The sequence below is a fragment of the Kitasatospora sp. NPDC101447 genome, assembly GCF_044767225.1.
In the GTDB taxonomy this organism is placed as follows: Bacteria; Actinomycetota; Actinomycetes; order Streptomycetales; family Streptomycetaceae; genus Kitasatospora.
The window spans coordinates 19958-39434 of sequence record NZ_JBIWNL010000054.1; the positions used below are offsets into that span (position 1 = coordinate 19958).

16 protein-coding genes and 1 tRNA gene are annotated in these 19477 nt (G+C 71.6%); 8 read left to right on the forward strand and 9 right to left on the reverse strand.

From position 1 onward, the window contains the following. Positions 1-270: 270 nt before the first annotated feature. Positions 271-1482, reverse strand: coding sequence for a threonine ammonia-lyase (gene ilvA / locus ACIRST_RS39685; protein WP_350522229.1), 1212 nt, complete (start codon positions 1480-1482; stop codon positions 271-273). 123 nt (positions 1483-1605) lie between these two features. Here ilvA and ACIRST_RS39690 point away from each other — a divergent pair, with 123 nt between their 5' ends. Continuing rightward, positions 1606-2088 (forward strand): MarR family winged helix-turn-helix transcriptional regulator, encoded by a 483-nt coding sequence (locus tag ACIRST_RS39690; RefSeq protein ID WP_402809131.1) that lies wholly within the window; start codon positions 1606-1608, stop codon positions 2086-2088. 12 nt (positions 2089-2100) lie between these two features. Here ACIRST_RS39690 and ACIRST_RS39695 read toward each other — a convergent pair whose 3' ends face one another. Further along, on the reverse strand, positions 2101-3255 hold the full coding sequence (locus ACIRST_RS39695; RefSeq protein ID WP_402809133.1) for a cystathionine gamma-synthase: 1155 nt from the start codon (positions 3253-3255) through the stop codon (positions 2101-2103). A 169-nt stretch (positions 3256-3424) separates the two neighbouring features. On the opposite strand from ACIRST_RS39695, the gene msrA reads away from it, so the two are divergent. Together msrA and ACIRST_RS39705 are read left to right on the forward strand one after the other, a co-directional pair. Further along, positions 3425-4090, forward strand: coding sequence for a peptide-methionine (S)-S-oxide reductase MsrA (gene msrA / locus ACIRST_RS39700; protein ID WP_350522234.1), 666 nt, complete (start codon positions 3425-3427; stop codon positions 4088-4090). A gap of 136 nt (positions 4091-4226) precedes the next feature. Then, positions 4227-4589 (forward strand): cupin domain-containing protein, encoded by a 363-nt coding sequence (locus tag ACIRST_RS39705; protein ID WP_350522235.1) that lies wholly within the window; start codon positions 4227-4229, stop codon positions 4587-4589. Positions 4590-4697: 108 nt separating this feature from the next. On the opposite strand, the gene ACIRST_RS39710 is transcribed toward ACIRST_RS39705, so the two are convergent. The 3 genes from ACIRST_RS39710 to ACIRST_RS39720 all read right to left on the reverse strand — a co-directional run bounded on the left by ACIRST_RS39710 (position 4698) and on the right by ACIRST_RS39720 (position 8390). Beyond that, positions 4698-5987, reverse strand: a complete 1290-nt coding sequence (locus tag ACIRST_RS39710; RefSeq protein WP_350522236.1) for an Ig-like domain-containing protein — start codon at positions 5985-5987, stop codon at positions 4698-4700. Between the two features lie 186 nt (positions 5988-6173). After that, the gene (locus ACIRST_RS39715; protein ID WP_350522237.1) at positions 6174-6512 is read right to left on the reverse strand and encodes a hypothetical protein; all 339 of its coding nucleotides are present in this window, start codon (positions 6510-6512) and stop codon (positions 6174-6176) included. 477 nt (positions 6513-6989) lie between these two features. Continuing rightward, positions 6990-8390: a cystathionine beta-synthase gene (locus tag ACIRST_RS39720; RefSeq protein WP_350522238.1), complete on the reverse strand. Its 1401-nt coding sequence runs from the start codon at positions 8388-8390 to the stop codon at positions 6990-6992. 290 nt (positions 8391-8680) lie between these two features. Between ACIRST_RS39720 and ACIRST_RS39725 the strand changes: the two genes are divergently transcribed. The 3 genes from ACIRST_RS39725 to ACIRST_RS39735 all read left to right on the forward strand — a co-directional run bounded on the left by ACIRST_RS39725 (position 8681) and on the right by ACIRST_RS39735 (position 12292). After that, positions 8681-9769, forward strand: coding sequence for an SGNH/GDSL hydrolase family protein (locus tag ACIRST_RS39725; RefSeq protein WP_350522239.1), 1089 nt, complete (start codon positions 8681-8683; stop codon positions 9767-9769). Positions 9770-9832: 63 nt separating this feature from the next. Further along, positions 9833-11053 (forward strand): acetyl-CoA C-acetyltransferase, encoded by a 1221-nt coding sequence (locus tag ACIRST_RS39730; RefSeq protein ID WP_350522240.1) that lies wholly within the window; start codon positions 9833-9835, stop codon positions 11051-11053. Between the two features lie 291 nt (positions 11054-11344). Continuing rightward, the gene (locus ACIRST_RS39735) at positions 11345-12292 is read left to right on the forward strand and encodes a hypothetical protein (protein ID WP_350522241.1); all 948 of its coding nucleotides are present in this window, start codon (positions 11345-11347) and stop codon (positions 12290-12292) included. A gap of 124 nt (positions 12293-12416) precedes the next feature. Here ACIRST_RS39735 and ACIRST_RS39740 read toward each other — a convergent pair whose 3' ends face one another. From ACIRST_RS39740 to ACIRST_RS39750, 3 genes are all read right to left on the reverse strand, one after another. Next, positions 12417-12800 carry a hypothetical protein gene (locus tag ACIRST_RS39740; RefSeq protein ID WP_402809138.1) on the reverse strand — a complete coding sequence of 128 codons (384 nt, stop codon included), beginning with the start codon at positions 12798-12800 and terminating at the stop codon, positions 12417-12419. A gap of 86 nt (positions 12801-12886) precedes the next feature. Further along, positions 12887-13759, reverse strand: a complete 873-nt coding sequence (locus ACIRST_RS39745; RefSeq protein ID WP_396544716.1) for a Bax inhibitor-1/YccA family protein — start codon at positions 13757-13759, stop codon at positions 12887-12889. A gap of 145 nt (positions 13760-13904) precedes the next feature. After that, a tRNA-Leu gene (locus ACIRST_RS39750) sits at positions 13905-13986 on the reverse strand. A gap of 268 nt (positions 13987-14254) precedes the next feature. Between ACIRST_RS39750 and ACIRST_RS39755 the strand changes: the two genes are divergently transcribed. Continuing rightward, positions 14255-15064: an ABC transporter ATP-binding protein gene (locus ACIRST_RS39755; protein ID WP_402809141.1), complete on the forward strand. Its 810-nt coding sequence runs from the start codon at positions 14255-14257 to the stop codon at positions 15062-15064. Between the two features lie 62 nt (positions 15065-15126). Continuing rightward, positions 15127-17685, forward strand: coding sequence for an FtsX-like permease family protein (locus tag ACIRST_RS39760; protein WP_350526161.1), 2559 nt, complete (start codon positions 15127-15129; stop codon positions 17683-17685). 170 nt (positions 17686-17855) lie between these two features. On the opposite strand, the gene ACIRST_RS39765 is transcribed toward ACIRST_RS39760, so the two are convergent. Further along, positions 17856-19223, reverse strand: a complete 1368-nt coding sequence (locus ACIRST_RS39765; RefSeq protein WP_350526160.1) for an NAD(P)/FAD-dependent oxidoreductase — start codon at positions 19221-19223, stop codon at positions 17856-17858. Between the last annotated feature and the right edge of the window lie 254 nt (positions 19224-19477).

Sequence of the window (19477 nt, forward strand, 5' to 3'; positions counted from 1 at the left end):
CCTCGGACGTATGGGGCGATCTGTCCCACTCTGCCCCGCTTTCGGGCACGCGGTCGACTCGATTTTCGACATGCGGGACTCGAACACGATGTATCGCGAGTCTCCCAGTACGCGATATATCGCGTCAAGGGATACGGCTCCGCCATCGTTCCAGGGAGGAGCCGCGGCACACCGCAGCAACGACCGGCAATCGGGGCCCGAACCACCGGCAACTGGGAGCCCGATGGACGCTCCCGCCCCACCCGCCCCGCCGGAACGCCCGCCGGCTAGCTAGTCGGAGACGACGTACCCCGAGTCCCGCAGCTCGCCGACCACCGCCGCGCAGTGCTCCGGCCCCTTGGTCTCCAGGTGCATGTCCACCTCGACCTCCGCCAACCCCAGCCGCGGGTCGATCCGCACGTGCGCCACGTCCAGCACATTGGCGTCCAGCCTGGTCAGCACGCCCAGCAGGTCCGCCAGCGAGCCCGGCTTGTCCGCCAGCCGCACCCGCAGCGACAGGTAGCGCCCGGCCGCCGCCAGCCCGTGCCGCAGCACCCGCTGCATCAGCTGCGGGTCGATGTTGCCGCCGGACAGCACCGCCACCACCGGGCCCTCGAAGGAGTACGGCCGCTCCAGCAGCGCCGCGATCGGGGCCGCCCCGGCCGGCTCGACCACCAGCTTCAGCCGCTCCAGGCCGAGCAGCAGCGCCCGCGACAGCGAGTCCTCGGAGACCGTGTGGATGCCGTCCGCCAGCGTGTTGACCACCTCGAAGGGGATGTCCCCCGGGCGCCCGACCATGATCCCGTCGGCCATGGTGGCGAAGTGCTCCAGCGACACCGGCCGCCCGGCCGCCATCGAGGGCGGGTACGCGGCGGCGCCGGCCGCCTGCACCCCGACCACCCGGACGTCCGGCCGCAGCGGCTTGACCGCCGCCGCGATCCCCGCCAGCAGCCCGCCGCCGCCCACCCCGACCAGGATGGTGCGCACCTCGGGGCACTGCTCCAGGATCTCCAGCCCGACGGTCGCCTGGCCGGTGACCACGTCCCAGTGGTCGAAGGGGTGGATGAACACCGCGCCGGTCGCCTCCGAGTACCGCTGGGCGGCCCGCAGCGCCTCGTCCACGTTGGCGCCGTGCAGCCGCACGTCGGCGCCGTACTCGCGGGTGGCCGCGACCTTCGGCAGCGGCGCGGCGACCGGCATGAACACCGTCGACTGCACCCCCAGCAGCGCGGCCGCCAGCGCCACCCCCTGGGCGTGGTTCCCGGCGCTCGCCGCCACCACCCCGCCGGCCCGCTGCACCGGCGAGAGTCCCGCGATCCGCACGTACGCCCCGCGCAGTTTGAAGGAGCCGGTGCGCTGCAGGTTCTCGCACTTCAGGTGGACCGGCGCGCCGATCAGCCCGGAGAGGTGCCGGCTGCCCTCCATCGGGGTCACCCGGGCGATCCCGACGAGCATCTTCTGGGCGCCGCGGACGTCGTCGAGGGTGATCGGCCAGTTGTGCATGCTGCCAAGGTTAGAGGTCCGGACGACGGCAATCCGGGACGCCGGGCCTGTTCCCGGGCCCGCCGAGCCCGCGTACGCTGCTGGTTCTGAGCCTCCCTCACCGCACGACGATCGTGAGCCGCGATGACGACGACCTCGCCCCAGGCCACCGACCGCACCGACCCCGTGCACACCCAACTGCAGTACCAGCTCGCGGTGTTCGCACGCCGCATGGAACAGGTCCGCACCTCCAGCGGCGGGGTCGGAGCGCTGGACCGGGCCGCCTACCTACTGCTCGACCGGCTGGAGCGGCACGGCCCCGCCAACGTCAAGGCGCTGGCCGAATCGCTGGGCGTGGACTCCTCCACGGTGACCCGCCAGGTCGCCCCGCTGGTCGCGGCCGGGCTGGTCGGCCGGGTGCAGGACCCGGCCGACCGCCGCGCCGTACGGCTCGCGCTGACCTCCCGCGGCTCCGGCCGACTCGACGAAGTCCGGGACGGGCGGGCCGAGTTGACCCGCCGCCTGGTGGCCGACTGGCCGCCGGAGGAGCAGCACGCGTTCTGCGCCCTGCTGGCCCGCTTCAACCACGCGATGGAGTCGTACACGGCGGACCAGCAGGGGCAGTGAACCCCGGGGGCCTCAGCCGAGCGCCTGCTTGAGGTCGGCCAGCAGGTCGTCGATCGACTCGATGCCGACCGAGACGCGCACCAGGTCGGACGGCACCTCCAGCGCCGAGCCCACCACCGAGGCGTGGGTCATCCGGCCCGGGTGCTCGATCAGCGACTCGACGCCACCGAGGGACTCACCGAGGGTGAACAGCTGCGCGCGGTTGCAGACCTCGACGGCCGCCTCCTCGCCGCCCGCGACGCGGAACGAGACCATGCCGCCGAAGGCCTTCATCTGCTTGGCGGCGATGTCGTGGCCGGGGTGCTCGGGCAGGCCCGGGTAGAGCACCTGGCTGACCTTGGGGTGGCTCGCCAGCAGCTCGGCGACCTTCTCCGCGTTGGCGCTGTGCCGGTCCATCCGGACGCCCAGCGTCTTGATGCCGCGCAGCACCAGCCAGGCGTCGAACGGGCCGGAGACCGCGCCCATCGCGTTCTGGTGGTAGGCGACCTCCTCGCCGAGGGCCGCGTCGGCCAGCACCAGCGCACCGCCGACCACGTCCGAGTGGCCGCCCATGTACTTGGTGGTGGAGTGCACGACCGCGTCCGCGCCGAGCGCGATCGGCTGCTGCAGGTACGGGCTGGCGAAGGTGTTGTCGACCACCAGCAGCGCGCCGGCGCCGTGCGCGATCTCGGCGAGCGCGGCCAGGTCGGTGATGCCCAGCAGCGGGTTGGACGGGGTCTCCACCCACACCGCGCGGGTGTTGGGACGCATCGCGTCGCGGACGGTGGCCAGGTCCTGGGTGTTGGCCACGGAGAACTCGACGCCCCAGCGGGTCAGCACCTTGGCGAAGAGCCGGAAGGTGCCGCCGTAGGCGTCGTTGGGGATCACGATGTGGTCGCCCGGCTTGAGGATGGTGCGCAGCAGGGTGTCCTCGGCCGCCAGGCCGGAGGCGAAGGCGAGGCCGCGGGCGCCGCCCTCCAGCGCCGCGAGGCACTCCTCCAGCGCGGTGCGGGTCGGGTTGGCGCTGCGGCTGTACTCGTAGCCGCCCCGCAGGCCGCCCACCCCGTCCTGCTTGTAGGTGGACACCTGGTAGATCGGCGTGACGACGGCCCCGGTCTGGGGGTCTGCTTCCTGCCCCGCGTGGATGGCGCGGGTCTCGAAGCCCTGGGGAAGCTGGTGCTCGGTCATGACTCCGAGCCTAATGGCCGCACGTCGACGCGCTCGCCGGAACCCGGAGCACTGGCGGAAACCATCGCCACCGCGGGCCTCCGCCGTCCGGAAGCACCGCTCCCGGAATCCGGGGGCGGCCGTTCGCGTTGCAGAGTGAGCCACGTTTCCCGACCCGCTGGAGCAGGCCGTGTTGTTCAACCGCCACAAGACCTCGCTCGTCCCCGCCGACCAGGCGCTGCCCGGTCGGCCGACCGCGGCCTTCGAGCTGCGCGACCCGCACACCGTGCTCGGCCACCCGCTGACCGGTCCGTACCCGGAGGGCCTGGAGGTGGCCGACTTCGGGCTGGGCTGCTTCTGGGGCGCCGAGCGCACGTTCTGGCGCCTGCCCGGCGTCTGGACGACGCTGGTCGGCTACCAGGGCGGCTACACCCCCAACCCGACGTACGACGAGGTGTGCAGCGGTCTGACCGGGCACACCGAGGCGGTCCGGGTGGTGTACGACCCGGCCGTGGTCTCCTACGAGCGGCTGCTGAAGACGTTCTGGGAGGCGCACGACCCGACCCAGGGCAACCGCCAGGGCAACGACGTGGGCACCCAGTACCGCTCCGCGGTCTACACCCACTCCCCCGCCCAGGCCGAGGCCGCGGCGGCCTCCCGGGAGGCCTTCCAGCCGGCCCTCACCGCGCTCGGCTACGGGCCGATCACCACGGAGATCGCCCCGGCCGGTCCGTTCTTCCCGGCCGAGCCGTACCACCAGCAGTACCTGTCGGAGGCCAAGAACCCCAACGGCTACTGCGGCCTCGGCGGCACCGGCGCCTCCTGCCCGATCGGCGTGGCCCGCACCCGGGGCTGACCGGGCGTCGACGACTCCGCGTGTGCCCTTCCCGCTGTGACCCCCTCCCGTTCGGGGCGCAGACTGGAAGGGCCAGCAGGGGCCGCCCGGCCGCCCGTCGGCGGCCGGGCCCCCTCGTGGAGAGGAGTGGTGCGCCATGTCCGGTCTGGTCCGCAAGAGCTTCGACGATCCCGAGGAAGTCCGTCCCTTCGAGGAGGGCAAGGGCGAGCTGCGGCTGGTCAACCTGGATTCCGGCCCGGTCGGCAGGGCCGTGTTCGAGCCGGGGTGGCAGTGGTCCAAGCACGTGAAGCCGATCGCCAAGACCGACAGCTGCCAGGCGGCCCACATGGGGTACGTGATCTCCGGCCGGATGAAGATCGTCATGGACGACGGCCAGGAGGCCGAGTTCGGCCCCGGCGACTACATGATCTGCCCGCCCGGACACGACGCCTGGATCCTCGGCGACGAGCAGTGCGTCGTCGTCGACTGGCAGGGGTTCGCGGACTACGCCAAGCGCTGAGGCCGGGCGCGGCTCACAGCTCGCCGGGCGGCTGCTCGCCGCTGCCGTCCGGCCCGTGACCGGGCAAGCCGGTCGCGGGCCGGACGGGGCAGCCCGGCTGCGGGTGGATCAGACGGCGCTGCCGGCCTTCCAGTCGGCCCAGCCCATGTTCCAGCCGTTCAGGCCGTTGTCCGGGGCGACGGTCTTGTCGCCGGAGTTCACGACCTCGACCACGTCGCCGACCATCGAGGACTTGTAGAACTTGTAGCCGTCCGTGCCGGCGTCCTGCGCGCCCTTGGCGTCCTGCAGGCCGACGCAGCCGTGGCTGGTGTTCTGGCTGCCGAAGATCGACGTCGACGACCAGTAGTTGCCGTGGATGAAGGTGCCCGAGGTGGTGAGGCGCTGGGCGTGCGGCACGTCCGCGATGTCGTACTCGCTGCCCAGGTTGACGGTCTGCGAGTTCATCCGGGTCTGCGTGTACTGCTCGGAGATGACCATCTTGCCGCCCCAGGTGGTGTGCTCGGGCGAGCCGCCGGAGATCTTGTACACGGCGCTGACCTGGCCGTCGGTGGTGACGGTGAGCTTCTTGGTGGCGAGGTCGGCGACGCTGGTCTGGGCGCGGCCGACGGTGAAGCGGACGTCCTTGGACTGGGTGCCGTACACGCCCTTGGCGCCCTCGACGTCCTTGAGCCGGAGCTTGAGGGTGACCTGGGTGCCCTTGGCCCAGTACTCCTGCGGCCGGAAGTCGAGGCGGGTGCTGGAGAACCAGTGGCCGACGATCTCGACGCCCGGCTCGGCGGTCACGGTGATCGCCTGCTGGACGGCCTTCTTGTCGGTGATCGGCTTGCTGAAGTTGATCGAGACGGGCATGCCGACGCCGACCGTCGAGCCGTCCTCGGGGGTGAAGTAGCCGACGAAGGTGTTGGCCGGGGTCGCCGTGGTGAAGACGGCGTTGGAGTCCGCCTCCAGCTTGTCCTTGTCCTGGGCGACGGCGGCGACGGTGTACTTGGTACCGCTGGCCGGGGCGGCGGCCGAGGTCCAGCCGGCGTTGTCGGCGGAGAGCTGGCCGGCCAGTTCCTTGCCGGTGGAGTCCGTGACCTTGACGCTGGTCAGGGTGCCGTTGGTGACGGTGACCTTGACCGGCTCGCTGAAGCTGGCGGCGGTGGCCCCGTCGGCGGGGGTGACGGTGATCACGGCGGCCGAGGTCTTCGGGGCGCTGCTGCTGCCGCCGCCATTGCCCGGGGCGCCGCTCGCGCTGCCGCCGGAGCCGGAACCGCTGCCGGAACCGCTGCCGCTGTTACCGCTGTTGTCGTTGCAGGCCGCAAGGAGTAGGACCGGCGCCCCGATCAGTCCCGCGAGAACACCGCGTCGGCTCCAGCTTCCACCGGCCGCCCGCCCCTGACCGTCCCGTGCCGTCACGTCGCGTCTCCCTGCTGATCATCCCGGGCATTTACGGATACAGAAACGCAATCCGCCCGTTCACGGTTCCACCATCGAAGGGTAAGCGATCGTATGAGATGACCAAACTTGCCATCGAACAAGGACAAAACGCCCGGCCTGCCGTGGCAGACCGGGCGTTTCCGAGCGCGTGACGGCGCACCGCCACTACTCGGCGGACTCCTCCACCGCGTACTCGTCCCACTCCTCGCTGTCCGGGTCGAACTCGGTCTGCGCCGACTCCCAGGTCGCCGAGGCGAGCTCCACCCCGGGGACGTCGCCGAGCAGCGCGACGGGGTCGATGAAGTGGGCGAGCGAACCCGACGGGTCCACCTCGATGGCCTCGACGGACTGGGCGCGCTCCTCGTCGTCGAGGTACTCGTCCTCGGTCACCGCCTGCAGGGCCGCCGCCTTCAGCGCGCCCTCGTCGGTGATCTCCGCGATGAGCTCGATCTTGACCCGGACGTAGCGCGGGGCGTCCTGGTCGGTCGTTTCAGTGCTGGTCATGCGTGCGAGCGTACGGGAACGACGTGCCGCCCGGCGCACCGCGCACGGCCGCGACGGCGGACCGGGCCCGGACAGGCGGCGGGGCCGGCCCCTCGAAGAAGGACCGGCCCCACCGTCTCCCCCCTCGGCTCCCCCACCCGGGAGCCGCGGGGACGCGCCGTACGGCGCGGTGCGGCCGCGGAAGCCGCCACACCCTGTCGACCGGCCGGAGCCGGGCAGGGGCGGGACGACGGCGCCTCCCGCGGAGGTAGGACACAGCGGTCGGGTCAGGACCGTCCGTTGTGTCCGGAGTCGACCGCGGTCGCCGGGGAGCCGCTCCCGGACGCTTGCCGTCGCCTCGTTCGGCGTCGTGCCGTTGACCACAACGATGCCGGACCGTTGTTAACCCCGTGATGCGGGCAGATGACGCCGGTGTACCACTTCGCCCGTGGACGAATCCTCCGGATCCGCCCACGGGCGCTCGGTGGTGACCGCGCGTCAGTGCGCGGCGCGGCCGGTCAGGAAGCCCAGCAGGTCCTGGCGGCTGACGATGCCCTGCGGCTTGCCCTCGACCAGCACGACGGCCGCGTCGGCCTTCTCCAGCACGGTCATCAGGTTGGTGACGGTCTCGCCCGAGCCGACCACCGGCAGCGGCTTGGACATCACCTTGTCCAGCGTGTCGGTCAGCTCGATCTCCTTGGCGAAGATGCCCTCCAGCAGCAGCTTCTCCACCACCGAGCCGATCACCTCGCCGGCCATGATGTCCGGGTGCCCGGCACCGGGGGAGACCACCGGCATCTGCGAGACGCCGTACTCGCGCAGCACCCGGACCGCCTCGGCGACCGTCTCGTTGGGGTGCATGTGGACGAACTGCGGGACGCCGCCCTGCTCGATGGACTCCTTGCGGGCCAGCACCTCGCCGATGTGCGCCTCGTCGGTGGACGAGGGCAGGAAGCCGTAGTCGGCCATCCAGTCGTCGTTGAAGATCTTCGACAGGTAGCCGCGGCCGCCGTCCGGCAGCAGCACCACCACGACGTCGTCCGGCCCGAGCTTGCGGGCGACCTCCAGCGCGGCCACCACGGCCATGCCGCAGGAGCCGCCGACCAGCAGGCCCTCCTCCTTGGCCAGGCGGCGGGTCATCTGGAACGAGTCCTTGTCGGAGACGGCGACGATCTCGTCCGCGACGTTGCGGTCGTAGGCGGTCGGCCAGAAGTCCTCACCGACGCCCTCGACCAGGTACGGCCGGCCGGTGCCGCCCGAGTAGACCGAGCCCTCCGGGTCGGCGCCGATCACCTTGACCTTGCCGCCCGACGCCTCCTTCAGGTAGTTGCCGGTGCCGGAGATGGTGCCGCCGGTGCCGACGCCCGCCACGAAGTGGGTGATCTTCCCGTCGGTCTGCTCCCACAGCTCCGGGCCGGTGGAGTAGTAGTGCGAGGCCGGGTTGTCCGGGTTGGAGTACTGGTCCGGCTTCCAGGCGTTCGGGGTCTCCCGGACCAGGCGGTCGGAGACGTTGTAGTAGGAGTCCGGGTGCTCAGGGGCGACGGCGGTCGGACAGACGACCACCTCGGCGCCGTACGCACGGAGGGTGTTGATCTTGTCGGTCGAGACCTTGTCCGGGCAGACGAAGATGCACTTGTAGCCCTTCTGCTGGGCCACGATCGCCAGACCGACACCGGTGTTGCCGGAGGTCGGCTCGACGATGGTGCCGCCCGGCTTGAGGGCGCCCGAGGCCTCGGCGGCCTCGATCATGCGCATCGCGATGCGGTCCTTCACGGAGCCACCGGGGTTGAAGTACTCGACCTTCGCCAGCACTGTCGCGCTGATGCCCTCGGTGACCTTGTTCAGCTTGACCAGCGGCGTGTTGCCGACCAGGTCGATGATCGAGTTGTGGTACCGCACGGGGGTCCTCCCGGTCTATGGGCATGCGAGTGCTTTCGGTACTGCAAAGCCTAGGGCGTGGCACGCGCCCCAGCGCCCCCTCTCGTCCACGTCCTCCGGGGCCCGCCCCGGCAGCCCCGCGCGACGACCCGCCGCCCCTCCCCGACGGCCCGCCCCGCCCGGCGCTCCCGCGGCCGCGGCGCCGGCGCCTCCCCCAATGGCCCACCCGCACCGGTACTCCCGCCCCCGGCGCGGGTAGGAGGGGTGTACGACCCCGCTGGGGGCGGCACGAGGACGTGAAGGGGGTCCGGATGCCAGGCGCACACGACTCGCGGGCCCGGGTGGCCCGGCGGATCGCCACCGCGGCGGCGTACGGCGGCGGCGGGCTCGGACTGCTCGGGGTCGGCATGGTCGGCCTGCTGCTGACCGAGAGCAAGCTCGCCATCCAGGCCATCGGCGTCCTGGGGACCCTCCCGCCCAAGGCCGACGGCGTCTACGGCGAGGCCTTCGCCGACCGCTCCGCCGCCCCGCAGCCGCCGCTCGTGCTGGCCGTCCTCGGCGACTCCACCGGCGCCGGCCTCGGGGTGGCACGGGGCCGGGAGACCCCGGGCGCCCTGCTCGCCGCCGGGCTGGCCTCGGTGGCCGAACGCCCGGTCCGGCTGGTCAACGCGGCCCGCTCCGGCGGCCGCTCGGCCGACCTCTCCGGCCAGCTGGAGCAGGTGCTGCAGCACCACCCGGACGTCGCGGTGATCATGGTCGGCGCCAACGACGTGACCCGGCACAGTCCGGCCCAGCTCGCCGTCCGCCAGCTCGGCGAGGCCGTCGCCGCACTGCGCGCCAACGGCTGCGAGGTGGTCGTCGGGACCTGCCCGGACCTCGGCACGATCAAGCCGGTGCGCCCGCCGCTGCGCTGGGTGGCCCGACGGCTGAGCCGGCAGCTGGCCGCCGCACAGACCATCGCGGTGGTCGAGGCGGGCGGCCGGACGGTCTCGCTGGGCTCGCTGCTGGGCCCGGAGTTCGCCGCCCGCCCGGAGATGTTCGCCGCCGACCGCTACCACCCCTCGGCCCAGGGGTACGCGACGGCCGCGATGACCCTGCTGCCCTCGGTCTGCGCCGTGCTCGGCCTGTGGCCGGAGGAGGAGCGCCCGACCGCGCCGGTGCCGGGCGAGACGGTGCTGCCGGTCGCGGTGGCCGCCGCCGCGGCGGCCGGGCGGGCAGGCACCGAGGTGGCGGCCGTCGAGACGGAGGGCGCGGGCCACCGCTGGGCGCTGCTGCGCCGGCGCCTGCGGATCGGCCTGCCCGGGTCGGGCGTGGCGGCTCACCTGCACCCCGTCCAGGACGACCCGCCGGGCCCCGGGAATACGTCGGCCAGCTCACACGCTGGGGCGGGTGACGCCTGATCTACCAGGCGGTAACTTTCCTCCCGGACGTCAGGTCCGCAGTCACCCAGCGAGGAGCCCGTCATGCCCGAAGCCGTCATCGTCAGCGCCGCCCGTTCGCCGATCGGCCGGGCGTTCAAGGGCTCCCTGAAGGACGTCCGCCCGGACGACCTGACCGCGCACATCATCCAGGCCGCGCTGGCCAAGGTGCCGCAGCTCGACCCGCGCGAGATCGACGACCTGATGCTGGGCTGCGGCCTGCCCGGCGGCGAGCAGGGCCACAACCTGGCCCGCATCGTGGCCGTCCAGATGGGCATGGACTACCTGCCCGGCGCCACCATCACCCGCTACTGCTCCTCCTCGCTGCAGACGACCCGGATGGCGCTCCACGCGATCAAGGCCGGCGAGGGCGACGTCTTCATCTCGGCCGGTGTGGAGACCGTCTCGCGCAGCATCCACGGCACCTCGGACGGCATGCCGGGCACCATGAACCCGCTCTTCGACGAGGCGCAGGCCCGCACCGCCAAGCGGGCTGCAGAAGGCGGCGGCGAGTGGCACGACCCGCGCGCGGACGGGCTGGTGCCGGACGCCTACATCGCGATGGGTCAGACCGCCGAGAACCTCGCCGCGCTCAAGGGCATCACCCGCGCCGAGCAGGACGAGTTCGGCGTCCGCTCGCAGAACCTCGCCGAGGCTGCCATCAAGGCCGGCTTCTGGCAGCGCGAGATCACCCCGGTGACGCTCCCGGACGGCACCGTGGTCAGCACGGACGACGGCCCGCGCGCCGGCGTCACCGTGGAGGGCGTCTCGGGCCTGAAGCCGGTGTTCCGCCCCGACGGCACCGTGACCGCCGGTAACTGCTGCCCGCTGAACGACGGTGCGGCCGCGCTGGTCATCATGTCCGACACCAAGGCCCGCGAGCTCGGCATCACCCCGCTCGCCCGGGTGGTCTCCACCGGCGTCAGCGCACTCTCGCCCGAGATCATGGGCTACGGCCCGGTCGAGGCCTCCAAGCAGGCGCTCAAGCGGGCCGGCCTGAGCATCGGCGACATCGACCTGGTCGAGATGAACGAGGCCTTCGCGGCCCAGGTGATCCCGTCCTACCGCGACCTCGGCGTGGACCTGGACAGGCTGAACGTCAACGGCGGCGCCATCGCGGTCGGCCACCCCTTCGGCATGACCGGCGCCCGGATCACCACCACGCTGATCAACTCCCTGCAGTGGCACGACAAGCAGTTCGGTCTGGAGACCATGTGCGTCGGCGGCGGCCAGGGCATGGCGATGGTCATCGAGCGCCTCAGCTGACCCTCCCCCGTACGCTCCGAAGGGTCTGGACCACCCATTTGGAGTGACAGTGCGTAATTGAGGGCCGGATCACACCGCGAGGTCGATCCGGCCCTCTTTCCGTTCGTTTTCGGCTCGGAAATCGACACTGCGGAGCGGATCAACTGCACTGCGTAGAACGGTGTTACCTAACAATTTGGGGACAAGAGCGAAAGTCCGGGACGAATTAGACATTCGCCACTGCGGTAACACCCCCGGATGCGGCAGTGTGGACACGTAACCCCGTTCCGCTCCTCGCTAGGAGTACGTTCCGTGAGCGCCGTCTACACCATCCTGCTGCTGATCCTGATCACCGTGTCGACCGCCGTGCTGCTCCGTCTCCGCGGAATCTCCCGCCGACTGGACGCTCAGGCCGCCGCCCCGGCCGTGCCCGCACCGGTGGACGAGGCCGCGATACGCCGGGCCGTCACCGAGGCGCTCGCCGCCGACCGCGAGCGGGAGATCACCGAGGCCCGAGCGTTCTGGGCCGAGCAGGAGGCCCGCGCGGCCGAGGACGCGCCGCTGTTCGACTCCCCCTTCAACGGCGTGTTCTCCGGCACCGACGAGTGGCCGCTCTTCTTCCCCCGCCCCACCGGCCCGCAGGACGCCGCCGACAACGCCGGGACGATGGACCCGGAGTTCGGCGAGGCGCTGCGCTCCGCGCTGGAGGACCTGATCAACGACGGCGGCACCGGCACCGGCCCGGCCGAGCCCGGCACCGACGGCGGCGCGCCGCTGCGCCCCGGCCACCCGGTGGGCGAGACCGCGAAGGACGCCCGGGCCCGCCGCGAGGCCGACCTGCTGGCCACCGGCCTGGAGGCCGGGCTGCTGGACGCCGACCAGGCCGTCGAGGAGGCGCCGGTCGCCGCGCCCGACCCGCGCCGCCACCCCTCGCACCCCGACTTCGTGCCGAGCCAGGCGCCGTCCCGCGAGTGGACGGACACCCGGCTGGCCACCCTCGCCGAGGAGGCCGTCGCACTGATCGACGTCCGCCCGGGCCCGCTGGGCACCCTGGACGTGTACGCCTTCGCCGACGGCACCACGCTCTGCGTGGCCCCGGGCGACCGGGAGGCCGCGTACCGGCTGATCGACGCGGTCCGTGCCGGGGAGCACGTCCGACTGCTCGGCGGCTCGCGCTTCTCCGGCTCGTACTCGCTGACCTTCTCCACCGACGAGGAGGCCGTCTACGTGCTCGCCGACCGGGTGGTCGCCAGCATCTGACGCCCGCTCACGGGCCGGACTCCGCGCGCCCGCCCACGGGCTCGACGAGCTGCACGCCGAAGGCCGGCCGGGTCAAGGGGTTACCGACCCGGCCGGCCTTCGGCGTGTCCGGCCGCACCCGGCCTCAGGCGCAGAGCGCCGCCGTGCCGCGCACCGCCGCCACCGCCCCGGCCAGCACCTGGCCCACCGCGGCGGGCCCCTCCGGCAGCGTCACCCGCGCGTCCTCGGGCAGCGCCGCGAGCGCGGCCGCCAGGTCGTGCCCGGCGACGGCCAGTTGGTCCCCCACCGCGAAGGCCCCGGCGTCCGGGAAGTCCCGCTCGGGCCCGCCCTCCGCCGCCAGCGCCAGCGCGGCCAGCCGCCGGGCGAGGTCCAGCGCGGCCGCCGCCCGCGAGGCGTGCCCGGGCACGGCGCCCAGCAGCTTGCTCTGCGGCAGCGAGCGGAAACGATCCGCCAGGGACTCGACGGCTTCGACCAGGGGCCGTACGTCCAGGAGCTGTACGTCATGCATGGCAGCGAGCCTAGGCGAAAAGCCGCCGGGCCCCGGAGCGGGTGGCTCCGGGGCCCGGCGGCAGTGGTTCACGGCGACCGACGGTGTCAGTCGTCGCCGCGGAGGCTGGCGATCAGGCGCAGCATCTCGAAGTAGATCCAGACCAGCGAGAAGGTGAGCCCGAAGGCGGCCCGCCAGGACTCCTCCTGCCGGGCACCCCCGGCGATGGCCTGCTCGATCTCGGCGAAGTCCAGCGTCAGGTAGAACGCGCCGAGGGCGACGCCGATCAGGCCGATGCCGACGCCCAGCGGGCCGGACCAGGTGTTGAGACCGCCGCCGAAGGCCCACGCGATGCAGTTGATCAGCAGCAGGCCCGAGAAGCCCAGGCCGATCGCGATGCCGATGCGGGTGTACTTCGGGCTCACCCGGAGCCGACCGCTCTTGTAGACGTAGAGCGTCGCCCCGAAGACCGCCGCCGTGCCCAGCACCGCCTGGATGGCGATGCCCGGCCAGATGGTGTTGAGGACGTGGGTGACCGCGCCCAGAGCGAAGCCCTGGAACGCCGCGTAGGCCAGGACCAGCGGCGGGCTGATCTTCTGTCGGAACTGGACGACCAGGCCGACGATCATGGCGACCAGCGAGGCGCCGACGGCGAAGCCGAAGTTCTTGAACGGCAGCGTGAACCAGGACACCGCACCGGCGGCGACCACGGTCAGCAGCGTCATGGCCGTGCGGGCCAGCACGTCGTCGAGCGTCATCCGCCCGGTGGCCCCGGGGCCGGCGGACGGCCCGTTGTACATCTCGAAGAGCTGCTCGTCCGTCAGCGGTCCCTGCGCCGACGGCTGCTGGGCGTACTGGGTGCCCGCGTACGGGTTGTGGCCGTACGGGCTCCCGGCCTGCGCACTCGTTCCGAACCCCGCGTAACCGGAGTCGCGGGTGAAGGATCCCTCCCGCGAGAAGACCGGGTTGCTGCTTCTCATTGCTCATTCCCTCCGTGGCGGCACTGCACCGCCCACGCACAAGGGTAATGGCTTGGCAAAAATTCCGGGATACGCCGCGAGGAGGATCCGGTGAACGACGCCCGGCGGGGGCGCCGTCGGCGCCTCCGCCGGGTCGACCGACCTGTGCCCGGAGCCGGACTCGAACCGGCACGGCCTCGCGGCCAAGCAGTTTTAAGCTGCCCGTGTCTGCGTTCCACCATCCGGGCGTCCTGCGAAACCACCCCTGAGCCTAGTCGCCCGGCTCACCCTTTCGCATGTTCCCAGCCCCGGAAGTTGTCATGTTTCCTTGCCATCTGACGAACTGTTCGGAATTCGGCCACGAAGGATAGCGGTTCCGGCCACGAGCCGGACGTCGACCCTCCCTCAGGGTTCCCGTCATACCGCAGGAGGACGGGCCGCCCCTCCCGTACGCCCAGCGGTGGTCGGGCCAACCGTCCGGCGGAGCGACGCCAGACCATGATCACGTCGCGGAGCATGGAGGTACAAGCCCACGAGCACAAGGAGCCCCCCGTGACCACGTCGACCGCAACCGCCGTCCGCACCGGCCTGGCGGCCGCCCGCGCCACCGGCCTGAACAAGGTCTACGGGGAGGGGGAGACCCGCGTCGTCGCCCTCGACAACGTCAGCGTGACCTTCCCCCAGGGCGAGTTCACCGCCATCATGGGCCCCTCCGGCTCCGGCAAGTCCACCCTCATGCACTGCATGGCCGGCCTCGACACCGTCACCTCCGGCTCCTCCACCATCGGCGACACCGAACTCGTCGGCCTCAAGGACAAGCAGCTCACCCAACTGCGCCGCGACCACATCGGCTTCATCTTCCAGGCCTTCAACCTCCTCCCCACCCTGACCGCCCTGGAGAACATCACCCTGCCGATGGACATCGCCGGCCGCAAGGTCGACAAGGCCTGGCTCGACCGCGTCGTCGACACCGTCGGCCTCTCCGGCCGCCTCAGCCACCGACCCTCCCAGCTCTCCGGCGGCCAGCAGCAACGCGTCGCCTGCGCCCGCGCCCTCGCCGGCAAGCCCGACATCATCTTCGCCGACGAACCCACCGGCAACCTCGACTCCCGCTCCGGCGCCGAGATCCTCTCCTTCCTGCGCAACTCCGTCCGCGAACTCGGCCAGACCGTCGTCATGGTCACCCACGACCCCGTCGCCGCCGCCTACGCCGACCGCGTCGTCTTCCTCGCCGACGGCCGCATCGTCGACGAACTCCACCACCCCACCGCCGACACCGTCCTGGACCGCATGCGCCGCTTCGACGCCAAGGGCCGCACCAGCTAGAGCACACCCCCTCACGGCCCGCCGCCCCGCAGCCAGCCCACCGACCCTTCCCAGGACACCCCATGTATCGCACCGCACTGCGCAACGTGCTGGCCCACAAGGGCCGACTGCTCATGACGGCGCTGGCCGTCATGCTCGGCACCGCCTTCGTGGCGGGCACCATGGTCTTCTCCGACACCTTCGGCAAGGCCATGCGGGACAGCAACTCCAAGAGCTACTCGGACGTCTCGGTCCAGGTGGTCGACCAGGCGGCCGGCTCCGCCGCGAGCGCCAAGCAGAAGAGCGAGAGCGGCTCCGCCGCGCTCACCGACGCCACCCTCCAGCAGCTGGCCGCCCTGCCGGGCACCGCGAACGCGCGCGGCGTGGTGAGCGGCTTCACCGGCGTGGCCGACCACAAGGGCAACCTGATCGGCCAGTTCTGGGCCGCCAAGGGCGCCAACTTCGCCCCCGGCCAGGACGGCCGGGACCCGCGCTACCCGATGGCCGAGGGCCAGGGCCCGAAGAACGCCAAGGAGATCGCACTCGACCGCAAGACCGCCGACAAGGCGGGCTACAAGGTCGGCGACACGGTGCGGGTGGCCGCCAACGGCCCGGTGATCGAGGCGAAGCTCACCGGTGTCTTCACCACCGACGACCCGGTGGTGAACACCGGCGGCACGCTCACCCTGTTCGACAAGGCCACCGCCCAGCAGCTGCTGCTGGAGCCCGGCCGCTACAGCGGTGTCGTGCTCACCGCCAAGCCCGGCACCACCGAGGACGCGCTGCTCGCCCAGGTGCAACCCAAGGTGCCGTCCGGCAGCCAGTTCGACGTCGAGACCGGCGCCAAGCTCAAGGCCGACGAGCAGAGCATGATCACCAAGGGCACCGACAACATGCGCACGATGCTGCTGGTGTTCGCCGGCATCTCGCTCTTCGTCGGCATCTTCATCATCGCCAACACCTTCACCATGCTGGTCGCCCAGCGCACCAAGGAGCTCGCGCTGCTGCGGGCCATCGGCGCCAGCCGCAAGCAGGTCACCCGCTCGGTGCTGGTCGAGGCCCTGGTGATCGGCACCGTCTCGGCGCTGGCCGGTCTGGCCGCGGGCGTCGGGATCGGCGCGGGGATGCAGTCCCTGATCGTCGGTCTGAACGAGAACATGCCGAGCGGCGCCCTGGTGATCAAGCCGGTCACCGTCGCGGTGACCCTCGTGGTCGGCGTCGTGGTGACGGTGCTGTCCGCGCTGCTGCCGGCCCTGCGCGCCGCCCGGATCGCCCCGGTGGCCGCGATGAGCAGCGGCGACCAGCCGGCCTCCCAGAAGAGCCTGGTGGTCCGCAACACCATCGGCTCGCTGCTCGCCGCCGGCGGCCTGGCCCTGATCGGCTACGGCGCCTCCACCGGCAGCACCGACGGCCGGGTCCCGGTCGGCCTGGGCGCGTTCCTGGCCCTGATCGGCGTGTTCGTCCTGCTGCCGCTGCTCTCCCGCCCGGTGGTGGCCCTGCTCGGCCCGCTGCTGCGCGGCCTCGGCGGGACGCCCGGCAAGCTGGCCCAGCAGAACGCGGTGCGCAACCCGCGCCGGACGGCGGCGACGGCCGCGGCGCTCACCATCGGCCTGACCCTGGTCAGCGGCCTCACCGTGATCGGCGCCTCGGTGTCGGACGTGGTGGACCGGGCCGTCACCAGCTCGATGAAGGCCGACTACATCGTCTCGACCGCCAACGGCATGAACCTCTCCGAGCAGGTGCCCGCGCAGATCGCCAAGGCCCCCGGGGTGGCGGCCTCCTCGCCGATGACCACGGCGTACTGGGAGCTCGACGGCACCGGCAAGTCGATCTCCGGTCTGGACACGGCGACCTTCGACCAGCTGGTCGACATCGACCTGACCAGCGGGTCCGCCGCCGCGCTCGGCAAGGGCCAGCTGCTGGTGGACGAGGACGTCGCCAAGAAGTTCAACGTCACCACCGGCTCGACCATGACCGTCTCCTACCCGGACGACACCAAGGGGCAGCTCACCGTCGGCGGCGTGTACAGGACGGGCGGCATGCTCGGCCCGGCCCTGCTGGCCAACAGCGAGATCGCCAAGCACGACCCGAAGCCGTACGTCTCCGACGTCCTCGTCAAGGGCAAGGACGGCGCCACCGACACGCTCAAGCAGTCGCTCAAGGACGCCACCGGCGCCAACCCGGTGATCGAGGTGAAGTCCAAGCAGGACGTCCGCGACGGCTTCAGCCAGACCATCACCTTCGCGCTGAACCTGATGTACGGCCTGCTGGGCATGGCGGTCCTGATCGCGATCCTGGGCGTGATCAACACGCTGGCGATGTCGGTCTTCGAGCGCAAGCGCGAGATCGGGATGCTGCGGGCGATCGGCCTGGACCGCCGGGGCATCAAGCGGATGGTCCGTCTGGAGTCCGTGGTGATCTCGCTGTTCGGCGCCGGCATCGGCCTGGCCCTCGGGTGCTTCATCGCCTGGGCGATCAACGGCACCCTGAAGTCCAGCCTGGCCGGGCTGACCACCGTCCTGCCGTACGGCCAGCTGGCGCTGTTCCTGGCGCTCGCCGGAGTGGTGGGCCTGGTGGCCGCGATCTGGCCGGCCCGCCGGGCGGCCGGGCTGGACATCCTGTCGAGCATCAAGACCGACTGACCCGGGACGCGCGGAGAGCCCCTGCCGATCCCGGCAGGGGCTCTCCTACTGCTGTACTCCGCCCGGTCACAGGGCCGGCTGAGCACCACGGAGGTCGTGGTCCGGCAACGCTGCCGGGCGGAGGGCCTCCGACTCATACCCCGGTGCTCCCACACCGGGGTCTCAGTCGCTTACTTGCTCGCGAGTTCCTTGTCGGCGGCCGGCTTGGCGGCCTCGACGGGCTTGGTGGGCGGGGTGACCTCCTGGATCGGAAGCTGCGGCTTCTCCATCTGGGAGAGGCCGACCATCTCGCGCTTCAGGAACATCGCGAGGGTCCAGTCGGTGAAGACGCGGACCTTGCGGTTGAAGGTCGGCACCATCGCGCCGTGGTACAGGCGGTGGAACCACCAGGCCGGACGGCCCTTCAGCTTGTACTTGCCGAAGAGGATCGCGACGCCCTTGTGCAGGCCGAGACCGGCGACCGCACCGAGGTTCTTGTGCTTGTACTCCGCCTGCGGGAAGCCGCGCATGCCGGAGATCACGTTGTCGCCGAGGACGACGGCCTGACGGCAGGCGTGCTGCGCGTTCGGCGGGCACCAGGCGCCCTCGCCGGCGGCGAGGTCCGGGACCTGGGCGTTGTCGCCGGCGGCCCAGACGTAGTCGAAGCCCTGGACCTGGAGGGTCGGCGCGGTGTCGACGTGGCCGCGCGGGCCCAGCGGCAGACCGAACTCGGACAGCACCGGGTTCGGCTTCACGCCGGCCGTCCACACGATGGTGGAGGCGTCCATCTCCATGCCGTTCTTCAGCATGACGTGGCCGTCGACGCAGGAGTCCATCGAGGTCTCGATGTAGACCTCGATGTTGCGCTCTTCGAGCTTCTCCTTGGTCCACAGACCGAGGTCCGGGCCCATCTCGGGGAGGATGCGGTTGGCGGCCTCGACCACGACGAAGCGCATGTCGTCGCGGCTGACGGTCCGGTACAGCTTGGACGCGTCGCGCGCCATGTCCTCGATCTCGGCGATCGTCTCGATGCCGGCGAAGCCACCGCCGATGACGACGAAGGTCAGGGCCTTGCGGCGGACCTCCTCGTCCGTGGTGGACTCGGCCTTGTCGAGCTGGGCCATGACGTGGTTGCGGAGGCCGATGGCCTCCTCGACCGTCTTCATGCCGATGCCGTTCTCCGCCAGACCCGGGATCGGGAAGGTGCGGGAGACCGAGCCGGTCGCGACGACCAGGTACTCGAAGGGCAGCTCGTAGCTGTCGCCGGCCGCGGGCTGGACGGTGGCGACCTTGCGGGCGTGGTCGATGCCGGTGACGGACCCGGTCAGCACCTCCGCCTGCTTGAGGGCGCTGCGCAGCGGCGCGACGAGGTTGCGGGGCGCGACGTTGCCGCCGGCCGCCTCGGGGAGGAAGGGCAGGTACGTCATGTACGACCGCGGGTCCACGACCGTGACGGTCGCTTCGCCGTAGCGCATCTTCTTGAGGATGCGCATCGCGGCATACAGGCCGACGTAACCACCGCCGACAATGAGGATGCGAGGACGCTCCGTGGTGCTCATATCCGAAAGTATCCAGCACCGTCCGGAGCAGCCTTCGTGAGCCCGGTCACAAGCTCATGGACCCCCCGTGCTACACTGCGCGGCCACAAAACCGGCACGGGCGCGCAACCTCACGGCCCTTCACGCCCCCTCGTGAACATGCGCCGGAGCACCACCCTGCTGAGCAGCAACGATCCGTACAGGGCTCGGGTTCCCGCGCGTGGTTTTGATATTCAAACCCCGAACGAGCCCTGACCTGCGATCCAAGGGTCGTC

Bases quoted from the DNA above. Each gene is read 5' to 3' on its own strand.
- ilvA (WP_350522229.1), bottom strand. From the start codon at position 1,482: ATGCACAACTGGCCGATCACCCTCGACGACGTCCGCGGCGCCCAGAAG.
- ACIRST_RS39690 (WP_402809131.1), top strand. From the start codon at position 1,606: ATGACGACGACCTCGCCCCAGGCCACCGACCGCACCGACCCCGTGCAC.
- ACIRST_RS39695 (WP_402809133.1), bottom strand. From the start codon at position 3,255: ATGACCGAGCACCAGCTTCCCCAGGGCTTCGAGACCCGCGCCATCCAC.
- ACIRST_RS39705 (WP_350522235.1), top strand. From the start codon at position 4,227: ATGTCCGGTCTGGTCCGCAAGAGCTTCGACGATCCCGAGGAAGTCCGT.
- ACIRST_RS39715 (WP_350522237.1), bottom strand. From the start codon at position 6,512: ATGACCAGCACTGAAACGACCGACCAGGACGCCCCGCGCTACGTCCGG.
- ACIRST_RS39725 (WP_350522239.1), top strand. From the start codon at position 8,681: ATGCCAGGCGCACACGACTCGCGGGCCCGGGTGGCCCGGCGGATCGCC.
- ACIRST_RS39730 (WP_350522240.1), top strand. From the start codon at position 9,833: ATGCCCGAAGCCGTCATCGTCAGCGCCGCCCGTTCGCCGATCGGCCGG.
- ACIRST_RS39740 (WP_402809138.1), bottom strand. From the start codon at position 12,800: ATGCATGACGTACAGCTCCTGGACGTACGGCCCCTGGTCGAAGCCGTC.
- ACIRST_RS39745 (WP_396544716.1), bottom strand. From the start codon at position 13,759: ATGAGAAGCAGCAACCCGGTCTTCTCGCGGGAGGGATCCTTCACCCGC.
- ACIRST_RS39755 (WP_402809141.1), top strand. From the start codon at position 14,255: ATGGAGGTACAAGCCCACGAGCACAAGGAGCCCCCCGTGACCACGTCG.
- ACIRST_RS39760 (WP_350526161.1), top strand. From the start codon at position 15,127: ATGTATCGCACCGCACTGCGCAACGTGCTGGCCCACAAGGGCCGACTG.
- ACIRST_RS39765 (WP_350526160.1), bottom strand. From the start codon at position 19,223: ATGAGCACCACGGAGCGTCCTCGCATCCTCATTGTCGGCGGTGGTTAC.